The following is a 15,975-nucleotide window of genomic DNA, read 5'->3' on the forward strand; positions in this document are numbered from 1 at the left end:
CCAAGTGTTTGAGGCAACCGCACTTGCGGCACCCGCCGAGACGCCGGAGTACGCCACACAGCTCGGGACGGAGCACATGCGCATCCTTGGTATCAACGCCCTGTTCCACGATCCGGCCGCAGCACTCGTCGTCGACGGCCACACGGTGGCGGCCGCCGAGGAGGAGCGCTTCAGCCGGCGCAAGCACGGCAAGCGCCCGCTGCCGTTCTCCGCGTGGGAGCTGCCCGAGCTGTCCGCCCGCTGGTGCCTGGAGCAGGCGGGCATACGGCCCGGCGACCTGGACGCCGTCACGTACTCCTTCGACCCGAAGCTCGCCCGGCCCGCCCGCGACATGGGCCTGAACGACCCCTGGGACCCGCTGCGCCTGGAGTACGCGCGCCGCGCCCCCGAGTTCCTCGCCGAGGCCCTGCCCGGCCTCGACCCCGAGCGGGTCGTCTTCGTCCCCCACCACATCGCGCACGCCGCCTCCGCCGGGCCCGCCTCCCCGCACCCCGACAGCGCCGTCCTCGTCCTGGACGGCCGCGGCGAGGCCGCCTCCCACCTGGCCGGCCGCTACCGCGACGGCAAGCTCGACACCCTCGCCTCGCAGGCGCTGCCCGACTCCCTCGGCCTGGTCTACGAGGAGCTGACCGAGCACCTCGGGTTCCTGCGCAGCAGCGACGAGTACAAGGTGATGGCCCTCGCCTCCCACGGCACCCCGCGCTTCCTGCCGCAGCTGCGGCAGAACGTCCACCCCACCGGCCACGGCGGCTTCCGCGCCCACGGCGTCGACTGGTCGTCCTTCGCCCCGCCCCGCGCCAAGGGCGAGCCCTGGAACCAGGACCACGCCGACCTCGCCGCGAGCACCCAGGCCGTCCTGGAGGAGGTCCTGCTGGAGCTGGTGCACTGGCTGCACCGCGAGGCCGGGGGCGAGGCACTCACGATGGCCGGGGGCGTCGCCCTCAACTGCGTCGCCAACTCGCAGATCGCGGCCAAGGGCCCGTACCGGGACGTGTGGGTGCAGCCCGCAGCCGGGGACGCCGGCACCGCGCTCGGCGGGGCGCTGCACCTCGCTGCGACGGAGACCGAACAGCCCGACCCCATGCCCAGCGCCGACCTCGGCCGTGGCTGGAGCGACGACGCACTGCGCGCCTGGCTCGACACGGCGGCGATCCCCTACGAGAGGCCCGACGACATCGCCGAGACCGTGGCCGAGGTGCTGGCGCGGGACGGTGTCGTCGCCTGGTTCCAGGGCCGCAGCGAGTACGGGCCGCGCGCCCTCGGGCACCGCTCCCTGCTGGCCCACCCGGGCCGCGCCGAGAACCTGGAGCGCCTCAACCACGTCAAGGGCCGCGAGGAGTTCCGGCCCGTCGCCCCGATGGTGCTCGCCGACCGCGCCGCCGACCTGTTCTCCGGCGGTCCGCTGCCCAGCCCCTACATGCTGTTCGTGCACGACGTCGCCCAGGAGTGGCGGGGCCGCATCCCGGCCGTCGTGCACGTCGACGGCACCGCCCGCATCCAGACCGTCGAGGAACGGCGAGAACCACTGGTGGCGCGGACGCTGCGGGCCTTCGAGCGGCGCACCGGACTGCCCGTGGTGGTCAACACCAGCCTCAACACCGCCGGGCGGCCCATGGTCGACGACCCGCGCGACGCCCTGGAGTGCTTCGGCTCCGCGCCCGTCGACCTGCTGGCCATCGGCCCGTACGCGGTCCGTCGGGGGCGGATGTTCGACGCGGGGAGGGCAGCGGCATGACCTCCTACGCCGTCGTCATCCCCACCCTCGTACGGGACACCCTCGCCGACTGTCTCGCCGCGCTCGCCGCCGCGACCGGGCCGCGCCCCGAGCAGATCGTCCTCGTCGACGACCGGCCCGACCCCGAACCCGGAACGCTGGAGCACCCGCTGAGCGTCCTCGGCGACCTGCGGGAGCGCACCACCGTGCTCTCCGGCGGCGGACGCGGGCCCGCCGCCGCCCGCAACACCGGGCTGCGGGCCGTGACCGCGCCGTGGACCGTGTTCCTCGACGACGACGTCCAGGTCGGGCCCCACTGGGCCGGCCAACTGGCCGAGGACCTCGCCGAGGCGTCACCCGACATCGCGGGCGTCCAGGGCGTCATCGCCGTCCCGCTGCCCGGCGAACGCCGCCCCACCGACTGGGAACGCGGCACCGCCGGACTCGCCCGCGCCCACTGGATCACCGCCGACATGGCCTACCGCACCGAGGCGCTCAAGCAGGTCGGCGGCTTCGACGAACGCTTCCGGCGCGCCTTCCGCGAGGACGCCGACCTCGCGCTGCGCCTCCTCGACGCGGGCTGGCGCATCCGGCAGGGCCGCCGCGCCACCCGCCACCCCGTGCGCCCCGCCTCCCGCTGGGTGTCCGTGCGCCAGCAGCGCGGCAACGCCGACGACGCCCTCATGCGGCATCTGCACGGACCCGACTGGTGGGACAAGGCGGTCGCGCCGCGCGGCCGGATCCGCAAGCACGCGGCGATCACCACCGCGGGCGTCGCCGCGTGCGCCCTCGCCGCCACCGGACACGGCCGGGCCGCCGCGGCCTGCGCGCTCGGCTGGGCGACCGGCACGGCGGAGTTCGCCCGCGCCCGCATCGCCCCCGGCCCGCGCACCCGCCAGGAGGTGACGACCATGCTGGCGACCAGCGTGCTCATCCCGCCCGCCGCGACCTGGCACCGGCTGACCGGCGCCCTGCGCCACCGCCGTGCCCCGGCCTGGCGGGAGGTGGCACGATGAGCCCGGTCAAGGCCGTGCTGTTCGACCGCGACGGCACCCTCGTCCACGACGTCCCCTACAACGCCGACCCCGACCGCGTACGCCCCGTCGACGGCGCCCGCGAGGCGCTCGCCCTGCTGCGCGAACGCGGCATCCGCACCGGCGTCGTCACCAACCAGTCCGGTGTCGCGCGCGGGCTGCTCACCGACGCCGACGTCCGCCGCGTCAACCACCGCGTCGACGAACTCCTCGGCCCCTTCGACGTGTTCGCCGTCTGCCCGCACGGCCCCGACGACGGCTGCCACTGCCGCAAACCCCAGCCCGGCATGGTGCTGTGGGCGGCCGGGCGGATCTGCACCAACCCCGCCGACCTCGTCGTCATCGGCGACATCGGCGCCGACGTGGAGGCCGCCCGCCGCGCCGGCGCCCACGGCATCCTCGTCCCCACCGAGCAGACCCGGCCCGAGGAGACCACGGGCGCGGACCACGTCGCCCCGGACCTGCTGACCGCCGTCCGCGCCGTACTGGACGGACCCCCCAAGGGCCGCGTCCTCGCCGACGAACGCCCGATCCAGGAGGCCTACACGACCGGCCCGGGGCGGGGGAGGGACGAGTGAAGGCACTCGTCACCCGTCTCGACAGCTTCGGCGACGTCCTGCTCGCCGGACCCGCGATCCGCGCGGTCGCCGCCCGCGCCGACTCCGTCACCCTGCTGTGCGGACCGCGCGGCGCGCCCGCCGCCCGGCTGCTGCCCGGCGTGGACGACATCCTCGTGTGGGACGCCCCCTGGGTGGGCTTCACGCCCCCGCCCGTCGGCCGCGGCGAGGTCGAACTGCTCCTCGACACCATCGACGCCGACACCGCCCTCGTCCTCACCTCCTTCCACCAGTCGCCCCTGCCGACCGCCCTGCTGCTGCGCCTGGCCGGCGTGGACTTCATCGCCGCCGACAGCGAGGACTACCCCGGCTCCCTCCTCGACGTACGCCACCACCGCGCCCCGCACGCCCACGAGGTCGAGGCCGCGCTCGACCTCGCCGAGGCCGCCGGGTTCCCGCCGGCCGACGACGGCCGGCCCCGGGTGCTCCCGCCGCCCGACACCGCCGGGCTCACCGGCCCGGAGCCGTACGTCGTCCTGCACCCCGGCGCCAGCGTCCCCGCCCGCGCCTGGAGCCCCGGGCGCTGCGCCGAGGCGGTGCGCGACCTGGCCGCCGCCGGGCACCGTGTGGTGGTCACCGGCGGTTCGGGGGAGAGAGACCTGACCGCGTACGTCGCCGGCTCGCACGCCCTCGACCTCGGCGGCCGCACCGGGGCCGCGGAACTGGCCGGCGTCCTCGCGGGCGCCGGCGCCGTCGTCACCGGCAACACCGGACCCGCCCACCTCGCCGCCGCCGTCGGCACCTCGGTCGTGTCCCTGTTCGCGCCGGTCGTCCCCGCCGAGCGCTGGCGGCCGTACGGCGTCCCGTACGTGCTGCTCGGCGACCAGGACGCCCCGTGCGCCGGCAGCAGGGCGCGGGACTGCCCCGTGCCGGGCCATCCCTGCCTGGACACCGTCACCGCGCACGACGTGGTGAACGCCGTCGAGAAGCTGATGGGGGAGGCGGCATGAGGATCCTGCTCTGGCACGTGCACGGGTCGTGGACCACCGCCTTCGTGCTTGCCCGCCGCGGACGCCGCCCGCGCGGCCGGCGTGCGGGTGTGGGCCCTCACCGGACCCGCGCCCAACCCGCTGATGGCGGGCAGCGACGAGTCCCTGTGCGTCGAGGCGCCGACCGGGGCCACCGTCCAGGAACTCCACCTGGTGGCGGTGCACATGGTGTGCGCGGCGTTCGACGCGGCGGTGGAACGCGGCACACGGCGTGACGGCGACGGCAGGAGGTGACATGAACGGCAAGGCACCGCTCGTCGTCGTCGGTGACGCGTTGCTGGACCGGGACGTGACCGGTCGCGCCGAACGGCTCGCGCCCGACGCGCCCGTGCCGGTCGTCGACGACTGCGGGGAGCGGACCAGGCCCGGCGGCGCGGCGCTCGCCGCCTACCTCGCGGCCCGCGACGGCCGCGAGGTCACGCTGGTGGCGGGAGTGGGCGACGACCCGGCCAGCCGCGCACTGCGCCGCCTCCTGGAGCCCTGGCTCACCCTCGTCCCGCTGCCCCTGACCGGCCCCCTGTCCGAGAAGACCCGCGTCCTCGCGCAGGACCGCCCGGTGGTCCGTCTGGACCGCGGCGCGGGCCGCACCCGCGAGGCCACCGACGCCGCCCGCGAAGCCGTCCGCTCCGCACCCGCCGTCCTGGTCTCCGACTACGGCCGCGGCACCGCCGACGCCCTCCGCGACGTCCTCGCCGCCCGCCCGCCACTGGTCTGGGACCCGCACCCGCGCGGCGGTCCGCCCGTGCCCGGCACCCGGCTGGTGACGCCGGCCGAGAAGGAGGCCCACGGCCTCGCCCCGCAGGACGGCACCGCGCGCCGGGACCTGCACGCCGCCGCCCACAGCGCCGCCACCCTCGTACGGCACTGGCGGGCCGCCGCCGTCGCGGTCACCCTCGGCGCCCGCGGCGCGCTGCTGTCCTACGGTGAGCACCCGCTGCTCGTCCCCGCGCCCGCCACCCATCCCGGCGACAGCTGCGGTGCCGGCGACCGGTTCGCCGCGACGGCCGCCGGGCTGCTCGCCGACGGTGTCCTGGTCGCCGAAGCCGTCGAGGGCGCCGTCGCCGCCGCGACCGGGTTCGTCGCCGCGGGCGGCGCGGCCGCGGTACCGAGCGCGGACGCCGGACCGGCACCGCCGCCCGACGGTGACGACCCGTACGCCCTGGCCGCCCGGGTCCGTGCCGCCCACGGCACGGTCGTCGCCGCCGGCGGCTGCTTCGACCTGCTGCACGCCGGACACGTCGGCCTGCTCCAGGCCGCCCGGCGGCTCGGCGACTGCCTCGTGGTGTGCGTCAACTCGGACGAGTCGGTACGGCGCCGCAAGGGCGGTGGCCGCCCGGTCAACCCGCTCGCCGACCGGGCCCGGGTCCTGCGCGCCCTGGCCTGCGTCGACGCGGTCGCCGTCTTCGACGAGGACACCCCCGAGCGGCTCCTGGGCGACCTGCGCCCCGACGTCTGGGTCAAGGGCGGCGACTACGCGGCCGCCGACCTGCCGGAAGCCGCCCTCCTCCAGGAGTGGGGCGGCCAGGCGGTCCTCCTGCCCTACCTCGACGGCCGCTCCTCGACGGCCCTCATGGCACGGGCGGCGGAAGGAGCACGATGACCGGCGGTGCGAGGCAGGTACCAGGAGGGCACCCGATGAGCGCGGCTGCGGGGGCAGACGCAGAGGGCACACGGCAGTCTGCTGACATGACACCGGACACGGCACCTGAACCGACGCCCTCCCGCCTCCTCGTCCTGCGCGCCCTGGGCCTCGGCGACCTCCTCGCCGGGGTCCCCGCGCTGCGCGCCCTGCGGCGGGCCTACCCCCGGCACGAACTCGTCCTGGCCGCGCCCGCCGAGCTGGCGCCGGTCGCCGAGGCGACGGGGGCCGTGGACCGGCTGCTGCCCGCCTCCGCGCCGGGGCGGGGCGTGCCGCGCTCGCTCGACTGGAGCGGTCCGCCGCCGGACGTCGCCGTCGACCTGCACGGCAACGGGCCGCCCAGCCACCGCCTGCTGACGGAGCTGCGCCCGCTGAAGCTGCTCGCCTTCGCCCACCCGGACACGCCCGAGATCGACGGCCCGCCCTGGTACGCGGAGGAACACGAACGCGACCGCTGGTGCCGGCTGCTCCAGGCGTACGGCATCGACGCCGACCCGGGCGACCTGCGCCTGCCCCGCCCGCACACCGCCTCCCCGGTACCCGGCGCGGTCGTGCTGCATCCCGGCGCCGGGTCGCCCGCCCGCTGCTGGCCCGTCGAGCGGTACGCGGCCGTCGCGGACGAGCTGCGCGCCCGGGGCCTGCGGGTCGTCGTGACCGGCGGCGCCGACGAGGGCGACCTCGTGGCCCGGCTCGCCAAGCAGGCCGGCCTGCCCGACACCGACGTGTTCGGCGGCGGCCTCCCGTTCGGCCGGCTGTCCGCGCTCGTAGCGGACGCGTACGCCGTGATCAGCGGCGACACCGGCATCGCCCACCTCGCGGTCGCCCACGCCACAGGCTCCGTCACTCTCTTCGGCCCGGTCGCGCCGAGCCGCTGGGGCCCGCCGCCGAGCCCCCGCCACCGAGCGCTGTGGTACGGCCCGGAGGGCGACCCGCACGGCCGCCGCCCCGATCCCGCGCTGCTGCGCATCACCCCCGACGACGTCCTGCGCGCCGTCGACGAACTTCCCGGCACCCGACACCCGTGAGGGGCACCGCACGATGACCATCCCGTACCCGGACGCCACGCCCGTCGGCATCGTCATCGCCACCCGCAACCGCTGCGCCGCCCTCGCCGAGGCCCTGCGCCACCTCGTCGCCCTTCCCGAACGACCCCGGATCCTCGTCGCGGACAACGCCTCCACCGACGACACACGCGTCATGCTCGCCCGCGCCTTTCCACAGGTCCAGGTCCTGGCGCTGCCGTTCAACCACGGCGCCCTGGCGCGCAACCACGGTGCCCGTGCCCTGGACACCCCCTACGTGGCGTTCAGCGACGACGACTCCTGGTGGGAGCCCGGCGCCCTGACCAGGGCAGTCCGCCTGTTCAAGGAGCATCCGCGGCTCGGCCTCATCGCCGCCCGCACCCTCGTCGGCCCCGACGCGGACCCCGACCCGCTCAACGACGTGCTCGCCGCCTCGCCCCTCGGGCAGGTCGCCGACCTGCCCGGCACCCAGGTCCTGGGCTTCCTCGCCTGCGCCTCCGTCGTCCGCCGCAGCGCCTATCTCGACGCGGGCGGCTTCCACCGGCTGCTCTTCTTCGGCGGTGAGGAGACCCTCCTCGCCTACGACATGGCCGCCCGCGGCTGGGGCGTCACCCACTGCCCGGACGTCGTCGCCCACCACCACCCCGCGCCCTCGCCCCGCACCGGCCGCCCGGTGGTCCAGCGCCGCAACGAACTCCTCACCGCCTGGCTGCGCCGCCCCGTGCCCTACGCGCTCGCCCGCACCGGTGCCCTCGCCGCCGAGGCCCGGCACGACGACCACGCCCGGCAGGCCCTGCGCGGGACGCTCGCCCGGCTGCCCGCCGCCCTGCGCGCACGCAAACCCCTGCCGCCGCACGTCGAGCGGGCCGCGCGCCTGCTGGAGGGAGCCGCCGCATGACCGACAGCCGTACGACCGTCGTCGTCATCACCCACAACCGGCGCCGGGAGCTGCTGCGCACGCTCGACCATCTCGCCGAACTGCCGGAGAACCCACCGGTGATCGTCACCGACAACGGCTCCACGGACGGCACCGCCGACGCCGTCGCCCGCCATCACCCGTGGGTCCGGCTGCTGCGGCCCGGCCGCAACCTCGGCGCCGTGGGCCGCAACCTGGCGATCCGGCAGGTCGGTACGCCCTACGTCGCCTTCTGCGACGACGACTCCTGGTGGGCACCGGGATCGCTGACCGGGGCCGCCGACCTGCTCGACCGGTATCCGGCGCTGGGCTCGGTCACGGCCCGGATCGTCGTCGAACCGGACGGCACCGACGACCCGATCGTCGAGGAGCTGCGCGACTCGCCCGTCCCCGGGCCCGATTGGCTGCCCGGGCCGGCCCTCGGCTCGTTCCTGGCCGCCGCGACCGTGCTGCGCACCGGCGCCTTCCGGGCGGCGGGCGGCTTCCATCCGCGGCTGTGGCTGGGCGGCGAGGAGGAGCTGCTCGCCGCTGATCTGGCGGCCGACGGCTGGTGGCTGACGTACGCCGACCACCTGGTGGTGCACCACCACCCGTCCGTGGCCCGGGACGCCACCCTGCGCCGGTCCCACGGCATCCGCAACACCCTGTGGTTCACCTGGCTGCGCCGTCCGGCCGGCCCAGCCCTGCGCCGGACCGTGGACCTGGCCCGCACGGTGCCGCGCGACACCGCCTCCCTGCGGGCCTTCGCCGAGGCCGCCGCAGCCCTCCCCTGGGTCCTGCGTGAACGCCGCGTCCTCCCGCACGAGGTCGAGTCCCGCCTGCGGCTGCTGGAACCGGCCCAGCGCGCCTCGAAGGCCCGCCGATACACGGGCTGAACCCGCACCGGCGCGTGCGGGCCCGGGTCGCCGGATCGGATCAGCGGCGGACGCTCAGCCTCCGCACCACCGGCACATCAGCCGGAACACGGCGAACAGCGTCGGCGGCCATACGACGGCGAACGCCCAGATCACCCCCGGCTCGGAGGTGACGATCCCGGCCACCATCAGCCCGACCGACACCGCGAGCAGGACCGCCACGGTCCAGACGCGGGGGCGGTAGGAGCCGAGGCGGGCCAGCAGCCGGGCGGGGTCGGGGCGGCGGCTCAGGCGCAGGGTGCGCAGCCGGCGGTCGAGGCGGCGGTCGCGGCGCAGCGCGCGTTCCATCTCGTCGAGGATGCGCTGCTCGTTCTCGGGAAGTCGGCCGATGGACACGCGCTTTCTCCTTCCGGGCGGCCGGACCGTCCTGCGTCCCGAGGGGGACGTGTGGCGGGGGACGTACAGCGGGGATGGAAAAGCGGGTGCCCCGTGAGGCCCCGGCGTTAACCGGGGACGGGCCGTGCCAGCGCCTCGACGAGCCGGTCCGCGCTGTCCGGCACGGTGCCTTCACGGAATCCGTCCCGGATCTGCCGGGCGGTGACCCGGCCGCCGGTCAGACACCAGTCCCACCAGCGGTCCAACTGCCGCACGTCCAGCCGCTCGGCGGGCACCAGCGCGGGCCAGCCGCAGGCCCGGGCCTGCGCGGTCATCTTCGCGCCGCCTTCGACCGGGTCGACGGCCAGCACCGGGGTGCCGACCCGCAGCGCGATGACCAGCCCGTGCAGCCGGTCGGTGACGACGAGGTCCAGCCGGGCCAGCACGGACTGGAGCTGCGCGGGGGTGGCACTGAGATGCCAGTCGTGTGTGTCGAGCCGCGTCTCCAGCTCCAGCCGGCCGCAGTCCTTCCGGGCCAGCCAGCGGGTCACCTCCTCGGCGACCTGCCCGTGCCGCCGCAGCTCCCCGTACTCGTGCTGCCCGTGCGTGAGGATCACCCCGACGACCGGCCGGGCGGGCGCGTCCGGGGCGCGGGCCGCGAGGTCCTCCACCGGCTCGCTGTCCGGCGCGTCCCGGGGCAGCACCCGGTGGAAGCCGGTCACGGCCGGGCTGGCGGGGTCGATCACCGAGGTGCCGACGGCGATCCGCACACAGTGCGCGAATCGCCGGTGCAGCTCCTCGATCTGCGGCCCGTGCAGCGGGCCGCACACGAACACCAGGTGGGAGTAGTCCTCCGGCCACAGCCGGTCCAGATGCAGTGCCTCGGGACGGAAGCCGGGGCTCCAGGCGACGTCGTAGGGGATGCCCGTGCCCAGCAGTACGTCCTCGACCCGGCGCAGGGCCAGTACGTCCCCGGCGGTCGCCTCCCCGTCCCGGAAGCTGAACCACCCGGTCAGCAGAACCTTGCGCGGTCGCATGCCGTCTTGTATGTGCACATGCCCTGAGTGCCCGCCCACCGGGAAGACAATCAGGGCATTACGGGCAGCCCTCTGGGGTCACTGAGCGTAGAAAGTGGCGTCCGCCCGGTCGGTCGCCGTGCTCACCGCCTGCACGTTCAGCAGGTACTCCCAGTGCCGGACGTATCGCCCCGGGTAGTTGTACGACTCGTACGAGACGCCCGCCGAGTCGGCCAGCCCGGCGCGCCGGTGGAAGGTGGCGTCGGACGCGAACTGCGCGCTGCCGTCGTTCCTCTCCAGCCACACCTCGAAGTTCTTGTGCCGCAGGTAGTAGCCGGGGAGGTTGGCCGACTCCAGCGAGACGGTGCCGCTGCCGGCCAGTCCGGGCACGACCCGGAACTGCGAGTCGGCGAGCTTGGTGACGTTCGCCTCGATCCGGGCCCGGTAGTCGTAGTGGCGGATGAACCGGTCCGGGAAGTTGTACGAGGAGAAGCGCTGCGGGGTGACTCCGTCGGCCACGGGGATGCCGAAGTTCGGGGTGCCGTCGGCGTTCCAGTAGACCTTCTGCACACGGGTGCGGCGGTTGGGGTCGTTGAGCGGGTCGCCGCTGATGTCCTTGTAGCTGCGGTCGTGGTAGACGAGGATGTCGCTCTTCCCGTCCTCGGAGACGGTGAAGGAGTTGTGCCCCGGGCCGTACTGGCTGGTCGCGGCGCTGCTGGCGAACACCGGCGTGGGGCTCTTGCTCCAGGACGCCTGGCTGAGCAGGTTCGCGCTCGCGGAGGCGGTGAGCATGCCCAGGCAGTAGTTGCTGTCGGTGGCGCTGGCGGAGTACGTCATGAACACCTTGCCGCCGCGCTGGATGACCGCCGGGCCCTCGTTGACCTTGAAGCCGACGGTCTCCCAGGAGTAGGTGGGCCGCGACAGCATCACCGGGGTGCCGGTGATCGTCCAGGGGTTGGCCATCCTCGCGAGGTAGACGTCGGTGTTGTTGTTCACCGACGGGTCGCGCTGTGCCCAGGCCAGGTAACGCACGCCGTTCACGACGAAGGTGGTGGCGTCCAGGGAGAAGCTCTCCCACTGCGTCTTGATCTGCCCCTTCTCGGTCCAGGCGGCGGTGAGCGGGTTGGCGCCCGTGCCCTCCAGGACGTACATGCGGATCGCCCAGATGTCGTTCGTGGCGCCCGCCGCGAAGTACACGTACCACTTGCCGTCGATGAAGTGGATCTCCGGCGCCCAGATGTGGGCCCCCATCACGCCACTGGCGTGCTTGGTCCAGATGGTCGTCTCAGGGGCCGACTTCAGCCCCTGGATGGTGGTGGCCCGGCGCAGCACGATGCGGTCGTACTCGGGGACGGTCGCGGTGAAGTAGTAGTAGCCGTCGGTGTGCTTGAAGATGTGCGGGTCGGCCCGCTTCTCCGCGATCGGGTTGGTGTACGTGACGCCGGGGGAGGCGGGCACGGCGGCCTGCGCGGGCGCGCCCGTGAGGCAGGTCGCGAGGGCGACGAGGACGGCCAGGAGCAGCCGCAGAGCATTGCGTCTCTCACGTCTCAAGGGAGTTCTCCGGATCAGAAGGGGGAGTGATCAGGTGGTCAGGTGGTGGGGACGAGCTTCCACTGCTGGCAGTTGTTGTTCAGCCAGGTCCACTGCCGTACGTCGGCCCCGTTCGCCGTGCCGCAGTCCGCCACGTCGGCGACCTTGCCGGTGGACTCGTTGACGATCCGGACGTGGTCGTCGCTCGCCGTGAACACCAGCCGGTAGCGCTGGCACTTGTTGTTCAGCCAGGACCACTGCCGCAGGTCGGCGCCGTCGGCGGCGGAGCACTCGGCGGTGTCCAGCACCTTGCCGGTGGCCACGTTGACCAGCCGGCTGGTGTCGTCGCCCAGGTCCTCGACCTTCCATTTCTGGTTGGCGCCGCCGGTGCAGCTCCACTGGAAGACGTTCGTGCCGTCGGCGCTGCTGCCGCCCGCCACGTCCAGGCACTTGCCGCTGTTGCGGTTGACGAGGGTGTACGCCGTCGGAGTCGCGGCCGTTTCTCCGGACGGGCCGGGGCGTGTGCTGCCGAGGGGTACGGGTGTGCCGAAGTTCGGCGTGCCATCGGCGTTCCAGGTGAACTTCTGGGCGCGGGTGGTGCGGGCGTTGCCACAGCCGCCGTTCGCCGAGGAGTTGGCGTGGTAGACGATCCAGTTCTCGGTGCCGTCGGGCGAGGTGAAGAAGCCGTTGTGCCCGGGGCCGTACACACCGGCCGCGTCGTCGCGCTGGAAGACCGGTGTCTGCTTCTTCGTCCACGACGCCGGGTTCAGCGGGTCGGCGCCGGTGAGCTCGAGCAGACCGAGCTTGTAGTCGGCCGTCTGGCAGGAACTCGCGCTGTACGTGAGGAAGGTGCGGCCGTTCCGGTAGAGCGGCTCGGGCGCTTCGTTGACGGGGGACCCGGACCGCTCCCAGCTCAGCGTCGGGCTGGAGACGACGGTGAAGGTGCTGCTCGCGACGGTGTACGGATTGCTCATCGGCGCGATGACCAGGCTCTGCGTACCGCCGTTCACGAAGCCGCTGCCGACGAGGTACAGCCGCCCGTTCGCCTGGAGCACACTCGCGTCGATCAGCCAGCCGCCCGGCGTGAGGTTCGACCCGGTCAGCGACCCCTTGTAGGTGTAGGGACCCATCGGGTCGGAACCGGCGCTCTCCAGGACATGGGTGCGCTGCGAGTCGCAGCAGGCCGCGCCGCTCCGGCCGGCGGAGTAGTAGAGGTACCAGCGGCCGTTCAGGAAGTGGATCTCCGGCGCCCAGATGTTGGTGTTGCGGGTCGCGGTGGTGTCCGACCACACCTGGACGCTGGGCGCGGTGGCGAGCCCGGCCAGGGTCGGCGACTTCCGCATCGCGAGGACGCCGGTGAACGTCGTGGTGATCAGGTAGTAGTCGCCATCGTGGTACGTCAGCCAGGGGTCGGCGCCCTTGGCCGACTTGAGCGGGTTGGTGTAGGGGCGCCCGTCCGCCGCGGAGGCCGGCAGCGTCGCCCCCGCGAGGGCGAGGAGCAGGGCGAGCACGCAGACGAGCAGGGGACCGCGGCGCTTGGCCGCAGGGAGGGTCCGGAGCATCCAAGCCGCCTCTATCCGAGTGTGTGTCCGTCATTTCGAACGCAGTTCGTGAATTCGATCAGAAGATAAGTGGGGCTCTTACCTCCGTCAACGGTTTGCGCAGGCGTGACACGCGAGGCAGGCCGGGGCGGTCATCGACGTGAAAACCATGTTCATCTAGCATGGTGTGCCGACGGACGCGCCGGTCGAGCAAGGAGTCCAGTGATGGGCGAAGCGGAGGAGAGCCCGGCCGTGGAGCGCATCCACACGCCGGGCCTGCGCAGTACGTGGCAGCGCCGGGCCGTGCTCGACACCCTGGGCCGCTGCCACGAGTTCGTCTCCGCGCAGGAACTGCACGCGCTGCTGGCCGACTCCGGCAGCACCGTCGGGCTCACCACCGTCTACCGCACCCTGCGCGAGCTGGACCGCGCCGGGTTAGTCGACGTCGTGCGTGACGAGGGCGGCGAGCGGCTCTACCTGGGGCGGCGGGCCGGCGAGCACCGCCACTACCTCATCTGCCGCCGCTGTGGCCGCAGTCGGCCCGTGGACGCGGAGGCCGTCGAGGAGTGGGTCGCCCGGCTCGCCGGGACCACGGGCTTCACGGAACTGGAGCACACCCTCGAACTGAGCGGCGTCTGCGGCCCCTGCGGGCGCGGGCCGGTCGCGGCGTCCTGCCCGCCGCCCCGCCCCGCCGACCGGTCAGCCGGAGAAGCGGGCCGCGCCCGTCAGGACGCGTACGTCGAGGTCGGTGACCGCGTCAGCGGTGAGCCGGGCGGTGAACTCGGCGCGCACCCGCTCGACGGCGGCCGGTGACAGTCCGTCCAGCATTCGGCGCGCCCCGCTGCCGGTGGCCAGCTCCCAGCCCGTCTCCGGGGACAGCGGAGCGTCGAACCGCCGCTGGACTACCCGGGGTTCGCTCCCGCCCAGGTCCGTCAGCCAGGCCGCGAGGGTACCGGCGGTGTCGATCCGGGCCAACTGCTCCATCTGAGGCGGGCGGGGCAGATCGCGCTCCGTCAGGACCGCGCCCCGCAGCGCCGCCTGCCAGCCGCCGAGCGCCCCCTTCTCCCACACCGTCACCACGAACCGGCCACCGGGACGCAGCATCCGCGTCAGCGCGGCGGAGTCCCGGTCCATGTCCGGGAAGAAGAACACGCCCAGTCCGCACTGCACGACGTCGTAGCCCGACCCGGGCACGGGCCACGAGGTGACCTCGTGGCGGTGGAAGCGGATGTTCGCCAGGCCCTCCTCACGCGCCCGGCGCTCCCCGATCGCCAGCAGTCCGTCCGCGAGATCCACGGCGTCCACCCGGCCCGCCGCCCCCACGGCTTGCGCGGCCGGCAGCGCCGACGCCCCGGCCCCGCAGCAGGCGTCCAGCACCGACTCACCGCCGGTCGGGGCGGCCACGTCCGCCGTCGCCTCGCCGACCGGGTCCCACAGCACCCGGGACCAGCTGTGGAACTCCTCCGCTCCCGCGCTGAAGACGTCTCCGACGGTGTTCTCTCCGGTGGCCATGCGCAACCGCCCCCTTGTTTTTCCGGCCGAGTCTAGGTTCGGGGCGTCCGCGGCCGCACGGTGATTTCCGTCAGCCCGACGGCGGTTGGGGCGGCTTCTCAGCTGCGCCCCGTGGGGCGGGAGGTGGCGCGGTGGTGGACCGGGGGATCACATGGGTGGGCAGCACGACGTGCCGTTCGCGGTCCCCGCCGGGGTCGTTGATGAGCGACAGCGCCATCTCCCCGGCCTCCCGGCCGATCGCCGAGGGTGACTGGGCCACGGTGGTCAGGTCGAACCACTGGGCCACCGGCTGGTCGTCGAAGCCGACGACGGACACCTGCCCGGGCACCTCGACGCGCGTCGCGCGCAGCGTCCAGATGACGGCGACGGCCACCTCGTCCTGCTCGGCGAAGACCGCCGTGGGCGGCTCCCGCAGCCCCAGCAGCCTGCCGACCGCCTCGGCGGCGCCGCGCTTGTCACCCGCCGGGGTGGCGACCACGAGGTCGTCGTCCAGGGGCAGGCCCGCCTCGGTCAGCGCCTGCCGGTAACCGACCAGCCGCTCCTGCGAGCTGAAGGAGAAGCCGCCGGTGCCCACGGTCCGTACGTAGGCGATCCGGCGGTGGCCGAGGTTGAGCAGGTGCCGGGTGCCGCGCAGGGCGCCGGCCACGTCGTCGACGTAGACGCTCGGGCGTCCGTCGACGTGCTGGCTGACGTACACGACCGGCATGCCGAGGCCGTCCAGCCGGGCGGTCTCCTCCTCGGTGAGGTCGAAGGAGAACACCAGCAGCGCGTCCGCGTTGCGCCGCGCGGGGAGATGCTCGAAGAACGCCGTGCGCTCGGCCATGCCTGGGATCACGTAGACCGTCAGTTCCATGCCGGCCGCCCGCAGGACGAGCGCGAGACCCGACAGGGCCGCGCCCACGAACCACGAACTGAGCGTGGGCACGAGTACCGCGACGCTGCACGTCCTGCCCGTCACGAGGCTGGCGGCGTGGCGCGAGACCGCGAAGTTCAGCTCCCGGGCGGCCCGTTCGACGCGGGCGCGGACCTCCGGCGAGACGGTGGACAGGCCGCGCAGGGTGCGCGAGACCGTGGAGGTGGAGACCCCGGCCCGTTCGGCGACGTCAGCCATCGTGGGGTGCCGCTGACCTGGTGGCATGCGCCGGACGCTAGCACAGGAACACTGCCGTGCATGGCAATTGGTGACAGCGCTGTCTCACCAACTTCTTGCCTTCTT

Annotated in this window: 15 protein-coding genes and 1 pseudogene; 10 read left to right on the forward strand and 6 right to left on the reverse strand. The window is 74.2% G+C overall.

The features are described from left to right. The first annotated feature begins 76 nt into the window (after positions 1 to 76). From AOQ53_RS21270 to AOQ53_RS21310, 9 genes and pseudogenes are all read left to right on the forward strand, one after another. Complete coding sequence (locus tag AOQ53_RS21270) at positions 77 to 1,735, forward strand: carbamoyltransferase family protein (protein WP_059419568.1); 1,659 nt, start codon at positions 77 to 79, stop codon at positions 1,733 to 1,735. Next, a complete protein-coding gene (locus tag AOQ53_RS21275; protein ID WP_059419570.1) occupies positions 1,732 to 2,730 on the forward strand; it encodes a glycosyltransferase in 999 nt (332 codons plus the stop codon). The genes AOQ53_RS21270 and AOQ53_RS21275 overlap by 4 nt, the downstream gene beginning before the upstream one ends. Further along, positions 2,727 to 3,326: a D-glycero-alpha-D-manno-heptose-1,7-bisphosphate 7-phosphatase gene (locus AOQ53_RS21280; RefSeq protein ID WP_059419572.1), complete on the forward strand. Its 600-nt coding sequence runs from the start codon at positions 2,727 to 2,729 to the stop codon at positions 3,324 to 3,326. Before AOQ53_RS21275 ends, AOQ53_RS21280 begins: the two co-directional genes overlap by 4 nt. Then, positions 3,323 to 4,315 (forward strand): glycosyltransferase family 9 protein, encoded by a 993-nt coding sequence (locus AOQ53_RS21285; RefSeq protein ID WP_059419573.1) that lies wholly within the window; start codon positions 3,323 to 3,325, stop codon positions 4,313 to 4,315. The genes AOQ53_RS21280 and AOQ53_RS21285 overlap by 4 nt, the downstream gene beginning before the upstream one ends. A gap of 48 nt (positions 4,316 to 4,363) precedes the next feature. Continuing rightward, positions 4,364 to 4,588, forward strand: a pseudogene (locus AOQ53_RS21290) (phosphoheptose isomerase); the annotation flags it as partial. A gap of 1 nt (position 4,589) precedes the next feature. Further along, positions 4,590 to 5,954 (forward strand): D-glycero-beta-D-manno-heptose 1-phosphate adenylyltransferase, encoded by a 1,365-nt coding sequence (gene rfaE2, locus AOQ53_RS21295; RefSeq protein WP_059419575.1) that lies wholly within the window; start codon positions 4,590 to 4,592, stop codon positions 5,952 to 5,954. 86 nt (positions 5,955 to 6,040) lie between these two features. Beyond that, positions 6,041 to 7,018 carry a glycosyltransferase family 9 protein gene (locus AOQ53_RS21300; protein ID WP_059419577.1) on the forward strand — a complete coding sequence of 326 codons (978 nt, stop codon included), beginning with the start codon at positions 6,041 to 6,043 and terminating at the stop codon, positions 7,016 to 7,018. Positions 7,019 to 7,031: 13 nt separating this feature from the next. Further along, on the forward strand, positions 7,032 to 7,913 hold the full coding sequence (locus AOQ53_RS21305) for a glycosyltransferase family 2 protein (RefSeq protein ID WP_059419579.1): 882 nt from the start codon (positions 7,032 to 7,034) through the stop codon (positions 7,911 to 7,913). Then, positions 7,910 to 8,806: a glycosyltransferase family 2 protein gene (locus tag AOQ53_RS21310; protein ID WP_059419581.1), complete on the forward strand. Its 897-nt coding sequence runs from the start codon at positions 7,910 to 7,912 to the stop codon at positions 8,804 to 8,806. The genes AOQ53_RS21305 and AOQ53_RS21310 overlap by 4 nt, the downstream gene beginning before the upstream one ends. A gap of 54 nt (positions 8,807 to 8,860) precedes the next feature. Here the strand turns inward: AOQ53_RS21310 and AOQ53_RS21315 are convergent, their stop codons facing one another. From AOQ53_RS21315 to AOQ53_RS21330, 4 genes are all read right to left on the reverse strand, one after another. After that, on the reverse strand, positions 8,861 to 9,181 hold the full coding sequence (locus AOQ53_RS21315) for a DUF3040 domain-containing protein (RefSeq protein WP_059419583.1): 321 nt from the start codon (positions 9,179 to 9,181) through the stop codon (positions 8,861 to 8,863). A gap of 107 nt (positions 9,182 to 9,288) precedes the next feature. After that, a complete protein-coding gene (locus AOQ53_RS21320; protein WP_059419585.1) occupies positions 9,289 to 10,197 on the reverse strand; it encodes a polysaccharide pyruvyl transferase family protein in 909 nt (302 codons plus the stop codon). A 78-nt stretch (positions 10,198 to 10,275) separates the two neighbouring features. Beyond that, positions 10,276 to 11,691 (reverse strand): family 43 glycosylhydrolase, encoded by a 1,416-nt coding sequence (locus AOQ53_RS21325; RefSeq protein WP_059419648.1) that lies wholly within the window; start codon positions 11,689 to 11,691, stop codon positions 10,276 to 10,278. A gap of 74 nt (positions 11,692 to 11,765) precedes the next feature. Beyond that, complete coding sequence (locus AOQ53_RS21330) at positions 11,766 to 13,268, reverse strand: family 43 glycosylhydrolase (protein ID WP_059419586.1); 1,503 nt, start codon at positions 13,266 to 13,268, stop codon at positions 11,766 to 11,768. Positions 13,269 to 13,472: 204 nt separating this feature from the next. Here AOQ53_RS21330 and AOQ53_RS41380 point away from each other — a divergent pair, with 204 nt between their 5' ends. After that, positions 13,473 to 14,060, forward strand: a complete 588-nt coding sequence (locus AOQ53_RS41380; protein WP_078945424.1) for a Fur family transcriptional regulator — start codon at positions 13,473 to 13,475, stop codon at positions 14,058 to 14,060. On the opposite strand, the gene AOQ53_RS21335 is transcribed toward AOQ53_RS41380, so the two are convergent. Both AOQ53_RS21335 and AOQ53_RS21340 read right to left on the reverse strand, forming a co-directional pair. Beyond that, on the reverse strand, positions 13,947 to 14,759 hold the full coding sequence (locus tag AOQ53_RS21335; RefSeq protein WP_236711743.1) for a class I SAM-dependent methyltransferase: 813 nt from the start codon (positions 14,757 to 14,759) through the stop codon (positions 13,947 to 13,949). The two genes, AOQ53_RS41380 and AOQ53_RS21335, sit on opposite strands and share 114 nt — an antisense overlap. 70 nt (positions 14,760 to 14,829) lie before the next feature. Continuing rightward, the gene (locus tag AOQ53_RS21340; protein WP_059419587.1) at positions 14,830 to 15,870 is read right to left on the reverse strand and encodes a LacI family DNA-binding transcriptional regulator; all 1,041 of its coding nucleotides are present in this window, start codon (positions 15,868 to 15,870) and stop codon (positions 14,830 to 14,832) included. Between the last annotated feature and the right edge of the window lie 105 nt (positions 15,871 to 15,975).

This window comes from Streptomyces azureus, assembly GCF_001270025.1.
Taxonomy (GTDB): Bacteria; Actinomycetota; Actinomycetes; order Streptomycetales; family Streptomycetaceae; genus Streptomyces; species Streptomyces azureus.

Coding starts and splice junctions, on each gene's coding strand:
- AOQ53_RS21270 (WP_059419568.1), top strand. CDS start 77: ATGCGCATCCTTGGTATCAACGCCCTGTTCCACGATCCGGCCGCAGCA.
- AOQ53_RS21275 (WP_059419570.1), top strand. CDS start 1,732: ATGACCTCCTACGCCGTCGTCATCCCCACCCTCGTACGGGACACCCTC.
- AOQ53_RS21280 (WP_059419572.1), top strand. CDS start 2,727: ATGAGCCCGGTCAAGGCCGTGCTGTTCGACCGCGACGGCACCCTCGTC.
- rfaE2 (WP_059419575.1), top strand. CDS start 4,590: ATGAACGGCAAGGCACCGCTCGTCGTCGTCGGTGACGCGTTGCTGGAC.
- AOQ53_RS21300 (WP_059419577.1), top strand. CDS start 6,041: ATGACACCGGACACGGCACCTGAACCGACGCCCTCCCGCCTCCTCGTC.
- AOQ53_RS21305 (WP_059419579.1), top strand. CDS start 7,032: ATGACCATCCCGTACCCGGACGCCACGCCCGTCGGCATCGTCATCGCC.
- AOQ53_RS21310 (WP_059419581.1), top strand. CDS start 7,910: ATGACCGACAGCCGTACGACCGTCGTCGTCATCACCCACAACCGGCGC.
- AOQ53_RS21320 (WP_059419585.1), bottom strand. CDS start 10,197: ATGCGACCGCGCAAGGTTCTGCTGACCGGGTGGTTCAGCTTCCGGGAC.
- AOQ53_RS21330 (WP_059419586.1), bottom strand. CDS start 13,268: ATGCTCCGGACCCTCCCTGCGGCCAAGCGCCGCGGTCCCCTGCTCGTC.
- AOQ53_RS41380 (WP_078945424.1), top strand. CDS start 13,473: ATGGGCGAAGCGGAGGAGAGCCCGGCCGTGGAGCGCATCCACACGCCG.
- AOQ53_RS21335 (WP_236711743.1), bottom strand. CDS start 14,759: ATGGCCACCGGAGAGAACACCGTCGGAGACGTCTTCAGCGCGGGAGCG.
- AOQ53_RS21340 (WP_059419587.1), bottom strand. CDS start 15,870: ATGGCTGACGTCGCCGAACGGGCCGGGGTCTCCACCTCCACGGTCTCG.